Origin of the sequence: Pseudomonas sp. WS 5071, from assembly GCF_012985765.1 — a bacterium.
In the GTDB taxonomy this organism is placed as follows: domain Bacteria; phylum Pseudomonadota; class Gammaproteobacteria; order Pseudomonadales; family Pseudomonadaceae; genus Aquipseudomonas; species Aquipseudomonas lundensis_A.
Genome location: NZ_JAAQWY010000007.1, coordinates 1 through 12,537, shown reverse-complemented (window position 1 = coordinate 12,537; position 12,537 = coordinate 1). Strand labels below are relative to the sequence as shown.

Below are 12,537 nucleotides of genomic sequence, written 5' to 3'. Positions count from 1 at the left end.
TCACTCCGGCAGCAGGCTTTCGCCAGCAAACAGCTCGGCAACCGTCTCACGACGACGCACTTCGAACGCCTGATCGCCGTCCACCAGAATTTCGGCCGCACGGCCGCGGGTGTTGTAGTTCGAGCTCATGACAAAGCCATAGGCACCGGCCGAATGCACCGCCAACAGATCACCCTCAGCCAACGCCAACTGGCGATCTTTGGCCAGGAAGTCACCGGTTTCACAGATCGGGCCCACGATGTCATAGGCGCGGGTTTCAGTGTCACGCGGGCGCACCGCAGTCACGTCCATCCAGGCCTGATACAGGGCAGGTCGGATCAAGTCGTTCATCGCCGCATCAACGATGGCGAAGTCTTTGTGCTCGGTGTGCTTGAGGTACTCGACCTGTGTCAGCAGCACCCCCGCGTTGGCCACAATAAAACGGCCCGGCTCGAACACCAGCGCCAGGTCACGGCCTTCGATACGCTCGCGCACCGCCTTGATGTAATCCGCCGCCAAGGGTGGCTCTTCATCGCGGTAACGCACGCCAAGGCCACCGCCGAGATCAATGTGGCGCAAATAAATGCCGCAGTCGCCCAAACGGTCAACCAGCCCCAGCAAACGGTCGAGCGCGTCGATAAACGGCTCAAGGGTGGTCAGTTGCGAACCGATATGGCAATCAACGCCGACCACTTCGAGGTTCGGCAACTGCGCGGCGCGGATGTACACATCCTCTGCGTCCGCAATGGCGATACCGAACTTGTTCTCTTTAAGGCCCGTGGAAATGTACGGGTGAGTGCCTGCATCCACATCCGGGTTAACGCGCAGCGAGATCGGCGCACGCACGCCCATCTCGGCAGCCACCACTTGCAAGCGCTCCAGTTCGTCGGTGGACTCGACGTTGAAGCAATGCACACCCACTTCCAGTGCGCGGCGCATGTCATCGCGGGTCTTGCCGACACCGGAAAACACGATTTTGTCAGCCGAACCGCCTGCGGCCAGTACACGCTCCAACTCACCACGGGACACGATGTCAAAACCGGCGCCTATACGCGCCAGGACATTGAGTACACCCAGGTTGGAGTTGGCTTTAACCGCAAAACACACCAGATGCGGCATGCCGCTCAATGCGTCGGCAAACGCGTTGTATTGCGCTTCGATGTGGGCCCGGGAATACACATAGGTCGGCGTACCAAAACGCTCGGCAATGGCCGTCAGCGCAACACCTTCAGCGAATAACTCGCCGGCCCGGTAGTTAAAAGCGTCCATGGTGTTCCCTTATCAGTGCTTGTGCGATTGCGACGACTTCGCTTGGTCTTCAGGGGATTTGCTGTCATCGGGCAGATACAGCGGACCTTTTTGACCACAGGCAGAAACAAGGCAAGCGACCGCGACGAGCGCAGCAATGGAAGAGATCAGGCGCTTCATGGCGAAATCCTTTGAAAAGCATTAATTGCGCCCGAGTATACCGAGCACCTACCGGCTTGCCTATGCAGCAGAGCGGTCGCGCAAAAGCGCCTGTCTGAATAATCAGTAGTACGCAGGCGACGGGGCGGTTGGGGTTTGCAATCGGTCTGGAGCGCCCGTATCTTGCGAGCTCCGAGCATGACTAGACATTACGAGGTTCCACCATGAGTTTGACTGAAGCCCGTTTCCACGATCTGGTCGATGCAACCCAGCAAAACCTGGAAGACGTTTTTGACGAGAGCGGTCTGGACATGGACCTGGAGAATTCGGCCGGTGTACTGACAGCCAAGTTTGAAGGGGGCCAGCAGCTTATCTTCAGCCGCCAGGAGCCTTTGCGACAGCTTTGGCTCGCTGCACGGGAGGGCGGTTTCCACTTCGATTACGATGAGCAAGAGTCACGCTGGAAGTGCGACAGCTCTGACGAGTTACTGAGTGAAATGGTCCAGCGCCTGACGCAGGTATACACCGGCGCTGAGCTGGATTTTGACGAGATTTAACTGTGACTGCCCCTGCTAAACCTGCAAAACCGCTGTACAGCAACGTCAGCCCGGCCGTGCCATCGCCCTGCATCAGCACGTGCCGGCTGGATGAACACAAAGTGTGTCTGGGCTGCTTTCGGCATGTCGAAGACATCCGCGAGTGGCGTTCAGCAGACGACCAGCGGCGCCGGGTGATTTGCGAACAGGCACGTCTGCGGCGCGCCCTGTAATCACGGCCACAGGCTGCAACGGCATCGGCCGTTGGCTTGTGTATTTATTTTGCTGTGGTAGTGTCCGGGTTCGCCTCGCACTAACGAGGTTGGTCAAAACCCCGCCATTTTCTGGCGGGGTTTTGCTTTTTCGTGCAGAAAAAAGGAGTCTGCCAGGTCATGACCACTTCACCCCAACCCTCCATCATCCTCACCCGCCTGGACGTCCAGCGTCTGGAAGCATTGATTGATAACCTCGACGATTCGTTGCCAGGCGTCGTCGCGCTGCAAGAAGAACTTGATCGTGCCGAATCCGTTGTAGGCCATACCGAAGTGCCTGCAGGCGTTGTCACCATGAATTCGCGTGTGCACTGCCGCGAGCAGGGCAGCGGCAAGGATTACCACCTGACACTGGTTTACCCCAAAGACGCGAATGCAGACGAAGGTAAAATTTCGATCCTTGCACCCGTCGGCAGTGCCTTGCTGGGCCTGCAAGTCGGCCAGCACATCAACTGGCCAGCACCCGGCGGCAAAACCCTCAAGCTGGAGCTGCTGGAAGTTGAATACCAGCCTGAAGCCGCTGGCAATTACGACCTTTAAGCCTCAGACCTGCGCCAGCGCCTCGTTGAGCGCCTGCTCCAGATTCGCCTTGTAGCGCAGGCATAGATGGCTCGGGCTGTGGCTTTCGCCCAACAGCCCCGATAAATCCAGATCAGTGATGTAACAGCGGTAGCGCTCGGTTTCACGGCGCTGCCCGACAATTTCCCGTGCCACCGCTGCGTACAACTGATCGCCATGGTCCATCTGGCTGAACTCGCGCTGGTTGCAGAATAGCGTCACCCACTGCCCACCATGCGCGCCTTTGCCGATCACCGCTTGCACCTCGTAGTAAGGCGTCATCGCTGCGCTGACGGGAATGCGCCGCGCTTCGACGCTGCGCGCGCGCCCTTTGCCCGACGGCAATAGCTGGTAATACAACACGTCCAGTGGCGGGACAGGGCTCTCGTCTTCCAACGGCTGGCACGCCTCACGCCGAAACAACGACGCCTGTAAAAAACGCTGCAAGGGCACCAGCAGACTCATTTCGTCATGAAACGCAACGGTCTGCTGCCACAGCACATTGCACTCGTCGAGCACACTGAGCTCGGCCTCACCGTCATTCAGTCGGTAGAAGACTTGAATCGCCCCCGGCTTGCCCTTGGGCAGTATCAACCCGAGGTCGTCCTCACCCAAGGCCATCGGGTCCAGGTGCACCGGCCGATACGTCGCCAGACGCTGGCTCAAATAGCCGGCCAATGCATTGCGGTCGGCCAGCGCCACGTGGCGTACGTGTTCTTTGGCCAGTTCCAGCACATGTAAACGTTGCTCCACTTGCACCACATACCGCAGCGCTTGCCCGCTGGCACGTAGGGCCTGTGCCGTATTGAAAATCCCTTCCACCCGATTTGCGATGAACTGCGCCCTGTTGTGACACAAGCAGCGCACGCGCAACTGCGGGGCTGCACGCCCGGCCGGTTGTGCATTGAGGTAATCCGCCAGGCATTCAAACAGCGCGTGTTCGCCGTCGAAGCGGCTGACGATGACTTCGTTCCAACTGTTGAGCGTGACTTGGTCCAGGGTCAGCACAAGGTTTTCGCGCACCCCGGCATAACTCAGTGAATCCGTGCGCTCAGTGGTCATCAGGATATTCATTTCACGGTGATGCTTGAGCGGGTCAATCCCGACGTTGACCACAATCAGCACCTGCGACGGCACACTGGGTCGCAACAGTTGCGTTTCGTCCACCGCCCCCAGCGGCAAAGGGATCAGTTGTTGCAAACACCCCAGCAGGTTGAACAGTTCGTACTCGCTGACATCCGTACTGCCAGGGTTGAGGGCCAGACGGGTACCGCTGTCGATGACCCCGTTGCGATGGCACCACGCCAGCAACTCCAGCAGCGCAGGGCTGCGCTTGATGACCGGCGTATGCTCCCACTCGTGAACCGCGAGGTTGCCGCGATAGATCCCCCAATGAAACTCGCCGGGCTCTTTCTTGTTCGGGGAATGCACCAGTGTCAGCAGCTCTTGTGCCAGATTGGGCGCAATGCCAGGGTTGATGTGGTCGACTTTGCCGGCCTTGCGCTCAAACGCGGCGTACAGCCGTCGTCCCAGCACATTCAAGTCGCGTTTGTTGGTCAGCCCGGCGGCTTGCTCATCGCGGGCAAACTGGCTCAAAAAGCGGTAGCTGTAATTGAGCTCATGCACCAACGCCCGGCGTTCATGGACCGCCTGTTCGGCCTTCCATGCCGGGCGACTGTCGAGCCAGGCCAACTGCCGCTCATCCCAACCCCATTCCCGCGCCAGACGCTCCAGCAACTGGCGCTGCCATTGCGTGCCACGTTGCGCGAGGTTGCCAGTCAACTTGCGGTTAACTTTCAGGTACAAACTGCGGCGCACCAACTCCAGCCGCTCAACATCACCCCGCGCCTTGAGGTACTGCTCAATGCGCCGGTACACCACCACATACGGGTCGAGTTCATCAAGGTCCAACTGATGGGCATAGACCGCCTGCTTGAAGCGCAGGCTCAGGCACTGCACCTTTGGGTGCTCACTGGCATACACCTCGATCAACAGCAGTTTGAGCACCGACTTGTAGGGCGACTCAATCCCTTTGAATAACTGCCATAACCCGGCTCCCACGAACTCGCCGGGCGGGATATGTGCCAGATGCCCCAGATCGATGGTTTCGTCAGCCCGAATGAAGCGCTTGGAAAGCAGCGTGTGGGTAAATTCGGCGTAGTTGGCTTCCTCATTGGCCGGCACCCACCACCACATCGGGGTACGGCCTGCGAGCCAAATGGCGGTGCGATAAAACTCATCCAGCAATAAGTAATGCTGCGTCGTACCACAATCGTCCGTGCTCAGCCGGGCATCGCGTTCGCCCAGGGCAAAGCGTTGCGCATCAATCAGAAAAAAATGTGCGTCGGCCCCTAAACCGGCCGCCCAGGTTTCCAGCACCTGACATTTCTTGCGCAGCTCTTCAAGGGCCGGTTCGCTCAGGTTCGGGGCATGGCAAATCCACACATCCATGTCGCTCTGATCCGTCTGGGCTAACGTTCCCAGGCTACCCATCAGAAACAAACCATGAATCGGCGACTGTGCGCCGGGCGTTCGCGTCTTATAAGAAAAGGAGCGCGTCAGGCGCTGGGCTTCGGCCAGGGCAGACGCGTCGGGCTCATACCCCGCGACGCCGGCTGGCGTACTCCCGGACACATAACCGGGTAATAACGGGTGATTCACATGAAAAAACAATGGCAGCAGGCTCAGCACCGTTTGCTGACGCGGGGTCAAGCCCTCCATTGCCCGCAGCAGGCGCGCACGATTGACGTGAAGAAACCGCTCACGCAATTGTGTGAGTGTCTGTCGATCAATACCTTCATTCAGATCTATCTGAATGGCCTGGGTGCGCGTCATATCAAACTCAAACCGGCTCGCTAGGCGAGAAAGAGAAGGGAGGCAACGTAGGAGGGAGTCTACAGCGAGACCATGAAAAGGCTTAGGGCGAAAGCGCTTTTGACGTCAGATTTTTTGCGGGGAGAAGAAGGAGAGCCCGCGGAATCCCTTATTCAACCAAGAGATTCCGAGGGCGATCAGTGGCGTCAGGCAAGTTCTGCCAACTTCACAGCCACCAGGGGTTTGGTGGTCAAAATCGACAGTGTCGTTTGCACGTGCTCAACAGCATCACGGCCCAGGCTGGTGAGGTAGCCCCCGTCCGGTTGGGTGATGAGGTCTTTTTCATGGAGCCGCTTGGCGGCAGCGATAAGCTTTTTGTCAGCTTCTTGATGGACTTTAAGCCCTTCTTGAGTGCTGTTCAGATCGAACAGTGCAAGGACTTCCAGTTCGGCAACCAACTCAGGGGTAAACGACATAAGGACTCCAGACTATGCAGGAAAAGACGACAACGACCCTAAGGTGAGCCTGGTTGGCCTGACTGTCCAGTAACAGTTCTCGCCGGACCCGAGCCATTTGCCGCACCTGCCCCGCATCGTGCACGGGCGAGGCAATTGGAGTGTAGACCGCGAATAACAAAGTGCAGGCCTGTATGGCCGGGCGGTCTGAAAACACCTGTTCACGCCAACTTCACGCGCCATCGCTCCCTGCATGGCAAGGCAGCGATGACGGCGTTCGTTGTAAATCGTATTTCAGTTATATAAACATTCTTAAATAGTATTTTTAAGAATAATCGCGCCTCACTACTATTGCCCCACGCCGACACGAACCCATCGGCACCTCATTTTTTCAGGAGCAACACCATGAGCGCATCTCTGCGTAGCGTTGACGGCCAGGACGAAGCCACCATTCTGCGGGAAATCCAGAGCGCGCTACGTGACCTGCGCTTCGGTGCCGTGGAAATCACTGTGCACAACGCCCAAGTGGTTCAGATCGAACGCAAAGAGAAGTTCCGCCTGCAGAACCCGGGCCAAAAAAATAGCTGAATACCCCACGCGCCCTGTCTGGGGCGCCTATAAAAATTAAAAATACACGCTGCTCTGGAGCCACACCTATGACCCTACGCCGTTACGCTTTGGCCGCGCTGGCCAGTGCCATTTTTGCTGGCTCCGCCGTGGCCAAAGACTACGAGTTGTTGAACGTTTCTTACGATCCAACCCGTGAGCTGTATCAGGATTACAACGCAGAGTTCACCCAGTTCTGGAAACAAAGCCACCCCGACGACAAGGTCAAAATTCAGCAGTCACACGGGGGCTCGGGCAAACAGGCGCGTGGCGTGATCGATGGCTTGCGCGCGGATGTCGTGACCCTGGCACTGGCCGGTGACATCGACGAAATCGCCAAGTTGGGTAAAACCCTCCCTGAAAACTGGCAAACCCGCCTTCCGGACGCCAGCACCCCGTACACCTCGACCATCGTGTTCCTGGTGCGCAAGGGCAACCCGAAAGGCATCAAGGACTGGAACGACCTGACCAAAGATGGCGTGTCGGTGATTACACCGAACCCGAAAACCAGCGGCGGCGCACGCTGGAACTTCCTCGCTGCCTACGCCTACGGCCTTAAGGCTAACGGCGGCGATGAAACCAAAGCCAAAGAGTACGTACAAAATCTGTTCAAGCACGTGCCTGTACTGGATACCGGCGCACGGGGCTCAACCATCACTTTCGTCAACAACGGTCAGGGAGACGTGCTGCTGGCGTGGGAAAACGAAGCGTTTTTGGCACTCAAAGAAGATGGCGGGGCGGACAAGTTCGACATCGTCGTACCTTCGCTCTCGATTCTGGCTGAGCCACCGGTTGCCGTAGTCGACAAAAATGCCGATAAAAAGGGCAACGCAGAGATCGCCAAAGCGTACCTCGAACACCTGTACAGCCCGGCCGGTCAGGAAATTGCGGCTAAGAATTTCTACCGTCCTCGGGATGAGAAAGTCGCAGCCAAATACGCACAGCAGTTTCCGAAGCTGGACCTTGTGACTATCGACAAAGACTTCGGCGGCTGGAAGACTGCCCAACCGAAATTCTTCAATGACGGTGGCGTGTTCGACCAGATCTACCAGGCGCAATAACCTGTGGGGCGTGCCTTTCAGGCATCGCTTAAAGCTAGAACATTAAGCCCGCAATCGGTTTGCGGGCTTCGTGCGTTAAACAAGGACTTTTATGTCGCGTCGTATCTCCCCCGTCATACCCGGCTTCGGGCTGACACTGGGCTACACCTTGGTGTATCTCAGCCTGATTGTGCTCATTCCTCTGGCCGCCATGTTCGTGCATGCCGCGCAACTGACCTGGGACCAGTTTTGGGCCATCGTCACCGCCCCTCGCGTATTGGCCGCGCTCAAATTGAGCTTCGGCACCGCTTTTGTTGCGGCACTGATCAACGGCATCATCGGCACCGTGCTGGCCTGGGTGCTGGTGCGCTACACCTTCCCGGGGCGCAAGGTCATCGATGCCATGATCGACCTGCCCTTTGCGCTGCCGACGGCAGTCGCCGGTATCGCACTGACCGCGCTGTATGCCCCGAACGGCTGGATTGGCCAATTCGCCACTGACATGGGCTTCAAAATCGCCTACACCCCGATGGGTATCACGCTGGCGCTGACCTTCGTCACGCTGCCATTTGTGGTGCGCACCGTACAGCCGGTGCTGGCCGATATTCCGCGTGAAATCGAAGAAGCCGCTGCCTGCCTGGGCGCCAAACCGCTGCAAGTGTTTCGCCATATTTTGGTGCCCGCGCTATTGCCCGCGTGGCTCACGGGTTTCGCGCTGGCCTTCGCCCGCGGCGTCGGCGAGTACGGCTCGGTGATTTTCATCGCCGGCAATATGCCGATGAAAACCGAAATTTTGCCGCTGTTGATCATGGTCAAACTCGACCAATACGACTACACCGGCGCCACGGCCATTGGCGTGATGATGCTGGTGGTTTCCTTCATTTTGCTGCTGCTGATCAACCTGATTCAGCGCCGCATCGAAACCCCTTGAAGGAGGCGTCACCATGTCCAACACACCTATGAACGCAGCCTCCGTCGCCAACGATGCTCGCCGTGGCAGCCCGCTCTCGCGCCGGGTACTGATTGCCTTTGGCTGGTTATTCTTCGTCGTATTCCTGCTGCTCCCGTTGCTGATTGTGGTCTCGCAGGGCCTGAAGCTCGGTTTCGGCGCGTTCTTCGATGCCATTCTTGAACCTGATGCCCTGTCGGCCCTGAAACTGACCATCATCGCCGTTGTAATCTCGGTGCCGCTCAACGTGGTCTTCGGCGTCAGCGCGGCATGGTGCGTGAGCAAATACAGCTTTCGCGGCAAAAGCATCCTCGTGACACTGATCGACCTGCCGTTCTCGGTATCGCCGGTGATCGCCGGTCTGGTCTACGTGCTGATGTTCGGCGCACAGGGCTTCTTCGGTGAGTGGCTGCAAGACCACGACATTCAGATCGTTTTCGCACTGCCGGGCATCGTGCTGGCGACCATCTTCGTCACCGTGCCCTTCGTGGCACGCGAGCTGATCCCGCTGATGCAAGAGCAGGGCACCCAGGAAGAAGAGGCCGCACGCCTGCTGGGGGCCAACGGCTGGCAAATGTTCTGGCACGTCACAGTACCGAATATCAAATGGGGCCTGATCTACGGCATGGTGCTGTGTACCGCACGGGCGATGGGCGAATTCGGCGCAGTGTCCGTGGTGTCCGGGCACATTCGCGGGGTGACCAACACCCTGCCGCTGCACGTCGAGATCCTCTACAACGAATACAACCACGTTGCCGCCTTCGCTGTGGCCACCCTGTTGCTGATCCTGGCGCTCTTCATCCTGCTGCTCAAGCAGTGGAGCGAATCCCGTATTAACCGCCTGCGCGCCAGCGCCGCAGAGGAATAAAGCATGTCGATCGAAGTTCGTAACGTCAGCAAAAACTTCAACGCCTTCAAGGCGCTGGATCGCATCAATCTGGACATCCAGAGTGGCGAGCTCGTGGCCTTGCTGGGGCCGTCGGGCTGCGGCAAAACCACGTTGCTGCGCATCATTGCAGGCCTGGAGACCCCGGACGAAGGCAACATCGTGTTCCACGGCGAAGACGTCTCGGGCCATGACGTGCGTGATCGCAACGTCGGGTTTGTGTTCCAGCATTACGCGCTGTTCCGCCACATGACGGTGTTTGACAACGTCGCGTTCGGCCTGCGCATGAAACCGAAAAAGGAACGCCCGAGCGAAAGCCGGATTGCCGAAAAAGTCCACGAGCTGCTGAACATGGTGCAACTGGACTGGTTATCGGACCGTTACCCGGAGCAACTGTCAGGCGGCCAGCGCCAGCGTATCGCCCTGGCCCGCGCACTGGCGGTCGAACCTAAAGTGCTGTTGCTGGACGAGCCTTTCGGCGCCCTCGATGCCAAGGTGCGTAAAGAGCTGCGCCGCTGGTTGGCGCGCTTGCACGAAGACATCAACTTGACGTCGGTGTTCGTGACCCACGACCAGGAAGAAGCGATGGAAGTCGCGGACCGCATTGTGGTCATGAACAAAGGCGTGATCGAACAGATCGGTTCCCCGGGCGAGGTATACGAAAACCCGGCCAGCGACTTCGTGTATCACTTCTTGGGCGACTCCAACCGCCTGCACATTGGCAAAGACCAGCACGTCTTGTTCCGCCCGCACGAAGTGTCGTTGTCACGCCATGAAATTGAAGAACACCATGCCGCTCAGGTGCGCGATATCCGTCCGCTGGGCGCGACCACCCGCGTGACATTGAAGGTTGAGGGTCAAAGCGAGCTGATCGAGGTGGAAGTGGTCAAAGACCATGACAGCCTGACCGGTCTGGCCCGTGGCGAGACGTTGTTCTTCAAGCCGAAGGTGTGGCAGAAACACAGCAGCCTGTAACCGCCAAACGGTTCACCCAAAGCCTGACGTCTTTCGATGCTCAGGCTTTTTTTATGCCTGGGAACACACCCCTTCCGTACCTGAGCCCTACAAAAAAAACGGCTACTTCACTCGTAAGTTACTGATCTGATCGGACATAAAAATCCGTCTTATGCACATAGAGTCCGACTTTTCTCTCACGACAAGTCGCAAGGATTCGCATGAAGGAAAACCGCAGACCCATCAAGGCCCGCTCTTCCAGGTGGGCAACGGGCATCACCTATGCCTTGCTCAAAAGAACTATTTCCCCCAATCAGATTTCAGTGGCCAGTGTGGTCTTTGCGTTGGCAGGTGCCGGCATATTGATAGCGGACAATGGCGTCATTGGATCAATCATGTGCGCCTTCGCTATTCAACTGCGTCTGTTGTGCAATCTATTGGATGGCATGGTGGCAATAGAAGGCGGGAAAAAATCCGACCTTGGCAGTCTCTACAACGAATTTCCGGATCGCGTAGCCGATAGCGTGCTCATCGTGGGGCTTGGTTATGCGATTGGTTATTCGGACCTTGGATGGTTTGGCGCCTTGGCGGCAGCCCTGACCGCCTACGTAAGGGTTTTTGGCGGCTCGATTGGCCTCGTTCAGTGTTTTGCAGGCCCCATGGCCAAACAGCACCGAATGGCGCTGATGACAGCAGCCCTTTTGCTCAATGCGATTGAAACGCCAGCTTATGGCACTCACCACGCGTTATTGACCGCGCTGATCATCATCGTTGTCGGCTCGCTTATCACCTGTGGGACACGAACGCTCGCAATCGCCAGACAGCTCAAGGAAAACGCCCATGTGGATCAGTAATGCTCTGATTTCAGTGCTTCGGGTCCTGATCGGGGTAAACGCCCGCTGGCAGAGCCCTCCAGACCTTACCCGCCAGCGCATTTATTTCGCCAATCACACCAGCCATATGGACACACTCGCCATCATTGCGGCGCTTCCACGCGAGGCTCGCATTAACGTGAAGCCCGTAGCAGCAGCCGACTACTGGGGCAAGAACGCATTTCTTTCGTATGTCTCAAAAAAAGGACTGAATGCGGTTTTGATCGAGCGTAAGCCAGGCGCGGATAAACCCGCACTGGAACCTATTTACGACGTACTGCGAGCGGGACACTCCATCATTTTTTTCCCGGAGGGCACACGCGCCTGCCAGGCCCTGCCGGGCGACTTCAAATCGGGTCTGTTCCGGTTGAGCGAAGCATTCCCTGATGTCGACCTGGTGCCCATTTATTTGGAAAACCTTCATCGATCCATGCCTAAAGGCAAGCATTTCCCGCTGCCCATTATCTGCACGATCCGGATCGGCAATCCGCTGGAAAAAATCGCTGGCGAAGAGAAGCAGCCATTCCTTGAGCGGGCGCGCGAAGCCATCGTGAGGTTATCCAAATGACGTTTGAAACCAAGTTTCTGTGGTTCTTTGCCGGGCTTGCCAGTCTGCTGGCCATCGCCTCAATCATCAGTCATGTACTGGCCAAGCGAGCCACCACAGAAAGTGGCATCGCAACGATCGAAAACCTGAATCAACGTGTGAATGCGTGGTGGGGGATGGTGATCGTTTTCTTTACTTCATACCTGCTGGGCGGCAATGCAACCGTCATCCTTTTCGCCTTTATTTCTCTGTTTGCACTCAGAGAATTCATCACGCTGGCACCCACCAAAAGAGGCGACCATAACGCACTGTTTATCGCCTTTTTCATCCTTGTGCCGCTGCAATATGTGCTGATCGCGACCCACTGGTACTCGATGTTTACGCTGCTGATCCCTGTGTATGCCTTTCTACTCTTGCCCGCGATTGCGGTATTGAGTCAGGACACAGGGGGATTTCTGGAGCGCACGGCGAAAATCCAGTGGGGGGTGATGATCTGTATTTTCTGCATTAGCCACGCTCCCGCTCTGCTGATGCTTGTATGGACCGGGGACATAGCGAACACTTTGTTCGGAGACATAGCGAACAGTTAACGTAGCTTTTTCCCTGATATTACAACCCCGGTCACTCTGTCAATTTGCGCAATACGATGGCTTCCCCAGAAG

15 protein-coding genes are annotated in these 12,537 nt (G+C 57.3%); 11 read left to right on the top strand and 4 right to left on the bottom strand.

Annotated features, from left to right (window positions below; genetic code table 11):
• Together lysA and lptM are read right to left on the bottom strand one after the other, a co-directional pair.
• A complete protein-coding gene (lysA, locus tag HBN61_RS06000) occupies nt 1–1,248 on the bottom strand; it encodes a diaminopimelate decarboxylase (RefSeq protein ID WP_094991857.1) in 1,248 nt (415 codons plus the stop codon).
• A gap of 12 nt (nt 1,249–1,260) precedes the next feature.
• A complete protein-coding gene (gene lptM / locus HBN61_RS05995) occupies nt 1,261–1,407 on the bottom strand; it encodes an LPS translocon maturation chaperone LptM (RefSeq protein WP_094991858.1) in 147 nt (48 codons plus the stop codon).
• A 203-nt stretch (nt 1,408–1,610) separates the two neighbouring features.
• On the opposite strand from lptM, the gene cyaY reads away from it, so the two are divergent.
• From cyaY to rnk, 3 genes are all read left to right on the top strand, one after another.
• Nucleotides 1,611–1,943, top strand: a complete 333-nt coding sequence (gene cyaY, locus HBN61_RS05990; protein WP_094991859.1) for an iron donor protein CyaY — start codon at nt 1,611–1,613, stop codon at nt 1,941–1,943.
• 2 nt (nt 1,944–1,945) lie between these two features.
• On the top strand, nt 1,946–2,155 hold the full coding sequence (locus tag HBN61_RS05985) for a DUF1289 domain-containing protein (protein WP_094991860.1): 210 nt from the start codon (nt 1,946–1,948) through the stop codon (nt 2,153–2,155).
• Nucleotides 2,156–2,314: 159 nt separating this feature from the next.
• Nucleotides 2,315–2,734, top strand: a complete 420-nt coding sequence (gene rnk, locus HBN61_RS05980; protein WP_094991861.1) for a nucleoside diphosphate kinase regulator — start codon at nt 2,315–2,317, stop codon at nt 2,732–2,734.
• A gap of 3 nt (nt 2,735–2,737) precedes the next feature.
• Here rnk and HBN61_RS05975 read toward each other — a convergent pair whose 3' ends face one another.
• On the bottom strand, nt 2,738–5,587 hold the full coding sequence (locus HBN61_RS05975; RefSeq protein ID WP_170046344.1) for a class I adenylate cyclase: 2,850 nt from the start codon (nt 5,585–5,587) through the stop codon (nt 2,738–2,740).
• Between the two features lie 185 nt (nt 5,588–5,772).
• On the bottom strand, nt 5,773–6,042 hold the full coding sequence (locus HBN61_RS05970; RefSeq protein ID WP_094991863.1) for a TIGR02647 family protein: 270 nt from the start codon (nt 6,040–6,042) through the stop codon (nt 5,773–5,775).
• A gap of 384 nt (nt 6,043–6,426) precedes the next feature.
• On the opposite strand from HBN61_RS05970, the gene oscA reads away from it, so the two are divergent.
• From oscA to HBN61_RS05930, 8 genes are all read left to right on the top strand, one after another.
• Nucleotides 6,427–6,609 carry a sulfur starvation response protein OscA gene (gene oscA, locus HBN61_RS05965; RefSeq protein ID WP_047278876.1) on the top strand — a complete coding sequence of 61 codons (183 nt, stop codon included), beginning with the start codon at nt 6,427–6,429 and terminating at the stop codon, nt 6,607–6,609.
• A gap of 68 nt (nt 6,610–6,677) precedes the next feature.
• A complete protein-coding gene (locus tag HBN61_RS05960) occupies nt 6,678–7,688 on the top strand; it encodes a sulfate ABC transporter substrate-binding protein (RefSeq protein WP_094991864.1) in 1,011 nt (336 codons plus the stop codon).
• A 91-nt stretch (nt 7,689–7,779) separates the two neighbouring features.
• Entirely contained in the window at nt 7,780–8,598 is an 819-nt protein-coding gene (gene cysT / locus HBN61_RS05955) for a sulfate ABC transporter permease subunit CysT (protein ID WP_094991865.1), read from the top strand.
• Between the two features lie 28 nt (nt 8,599–8,626).
• Nucleotides 8,627–9,484: a sulfate ABC transporter permease subunit CysW gene (cysW, locus tag HBN61_RS05950; RefSeq protein WP_524539061.1), complete on the top strand. Its 858-nt coding sequence runs from the start codon at nt 8,627–8,629 to the stop codon at nt 9,482–9,484.
• A gap of 3 nt (nt 9,485–9,487) precedes the next feature.
• Nucleotides 9,488–10,477: a sulfate/molybdate ABC transporter ATP-binding protein gene (locus HBN61_RS05945; RefSeq protein ID WP_170046342.1), complete on the top strand. Its 990-nt coding sequence runs from the start codon at nt 9,488–9,490 to the stop codon at nt 10,475–10,477.
• 200 nt (nt 10,478–10,677) lie between these two features.
• Complete coding sequence (locus HBN61_RS05940) at nt 10,678–11,310, top strand: CDP-alcohol phosphatidyltransferase family protein (RefSeq protein ID WP_094991868.1); 633 nt, start codon at nt 10,678–10,680, stop codon at nt 11,308–11,310.
• Nucleotides 11,297–11,896: a lysophospholipid acyltransferase family protein gene (locus tag HBN61_RS05935; RefSeq protein ID WP_094991869.1), complete on the top strand. Its 600-nt coding sequence runs from the start codon at nt 11,297–11,299 to the stop codon at nt 11,894–11,896. The genes HBN61_RS05940 and HBN61_RS05935 overlap by 14 nt, the downstream gene beginning before the upstream one ends.
• Nucleotides 11,893–12,465: a phosphatidate cytidylyltransferase gene (locus HBN61_RS05930; RefSeq protein WP_262498709.1), complete on the top strand. Its 573-nt coding sequence runs from the start codon at nt 11,893–11,895 to the stop codon at nt 12,463–12,465. The genes HBN61_RS05935 and HBN61_RS05930 overlap by 4 nt, the downstream gene beginning before the upstream one ends.
• The last annotated feature ends 72 nt before the right edge of the window (nt 12,466–12,537 follow it).

Bases quoted from the DNA above. Each gene is read 5' to 3' on its own strand.
- HBN61_RS05940 (WP_094991868.1), top strand. From the start codon at position 10,678: ATGAAGGAAAACCGCAGACCCATCAAGGCCCGCTCTTCCAGGTGGGCA.
- cyaY (WP_094991859.1), top strand. From the start codon at position 1,611: ATGAGTTTGACTGAAGCCCGTTTCCACGATCTGGTCGATGCAACCCAG.
- cysT (WP_094991865.1), top strand. From the start codon at position 7,780: ATGTCGCGTCGTATCTCCCCCGTCATACCCGGCTTCGGGCTGACACTG.
- oscA (WP_047278876.1), top strand. From the start codon at position 6,427: ATGAGCGCATCTCTGCGTAGCGTTGACGGCCAGGACGAAGCCACCATT.
- HBN61_RS05960 (WP_094991864.1), top strand. From the start codon at position 6,678: ATGACCCTACGCCGTTACGCTTTGGCCGCGCTGGCCAGTGCCATTTTT.
- cysW (WP_524539061.1), top strand. From the start codon at position 8,627: ATGAACGCAGCCTCCGTCGCCAACGATGCTCGCCGTGGCAGCCCGCTC.
- HBN61_RS05970 (WP_094991863.1), bottom strand. From the start codon at position 6,042: ATGTCGTTTACCCCTGAGTTGGTTGCCGAACTGGAAGTCCTTGCACTG.
- HBN61_RS05930 (WP_262498709.1), top strand. From the start codon at position 11,893: ATGACGTTTGAAACCAAGTTTCTGTGGTTCTTTGCCGGGCTTGCCAGT.
- rnk (WP_094991861.1), top strand. From the start codon at position 2,315: ATGACCACTTCACCCCAACCCTCCATCATCCTCACCCGCCTGGACGTC.
- HBN61_RS05935 (WP_094991869.1), top strand. From the start codon at position 11,297: ATGTGGATCAGTAATGCTCTGATTTCAGTGCTTCGGGTCCTGATCGGG.
- HBN61_RS05945 (WP_170046342.1), top strand. From the start codon at position 9,488: ATGTCGATCGAAGTTCGTAACGTCAGCAAAAACTTCAACGCCTTCAAG.
- HBN61_RS05975 (WP_170046344.1), bottom strand. From the start codon at position 5,587: ATGACGCGCACCCAGGCCATTCAGATAGATCTGAATGAAGGTATTGAT.
- lptM (WP_094991858.1), bottom strand. From the start codon at position 1,407: ATGAAGCGCCTGATCTCTTCCATTGCTGCGCTCGTCGCGGTCGCTTGC.
- lysA (WP_094991857.1), bottom strand. From the start codon at position 1,248: ATGGACGCTTTTAACTACCGGGCCGGCGAGTTATTCGCTGAAGGTGTT.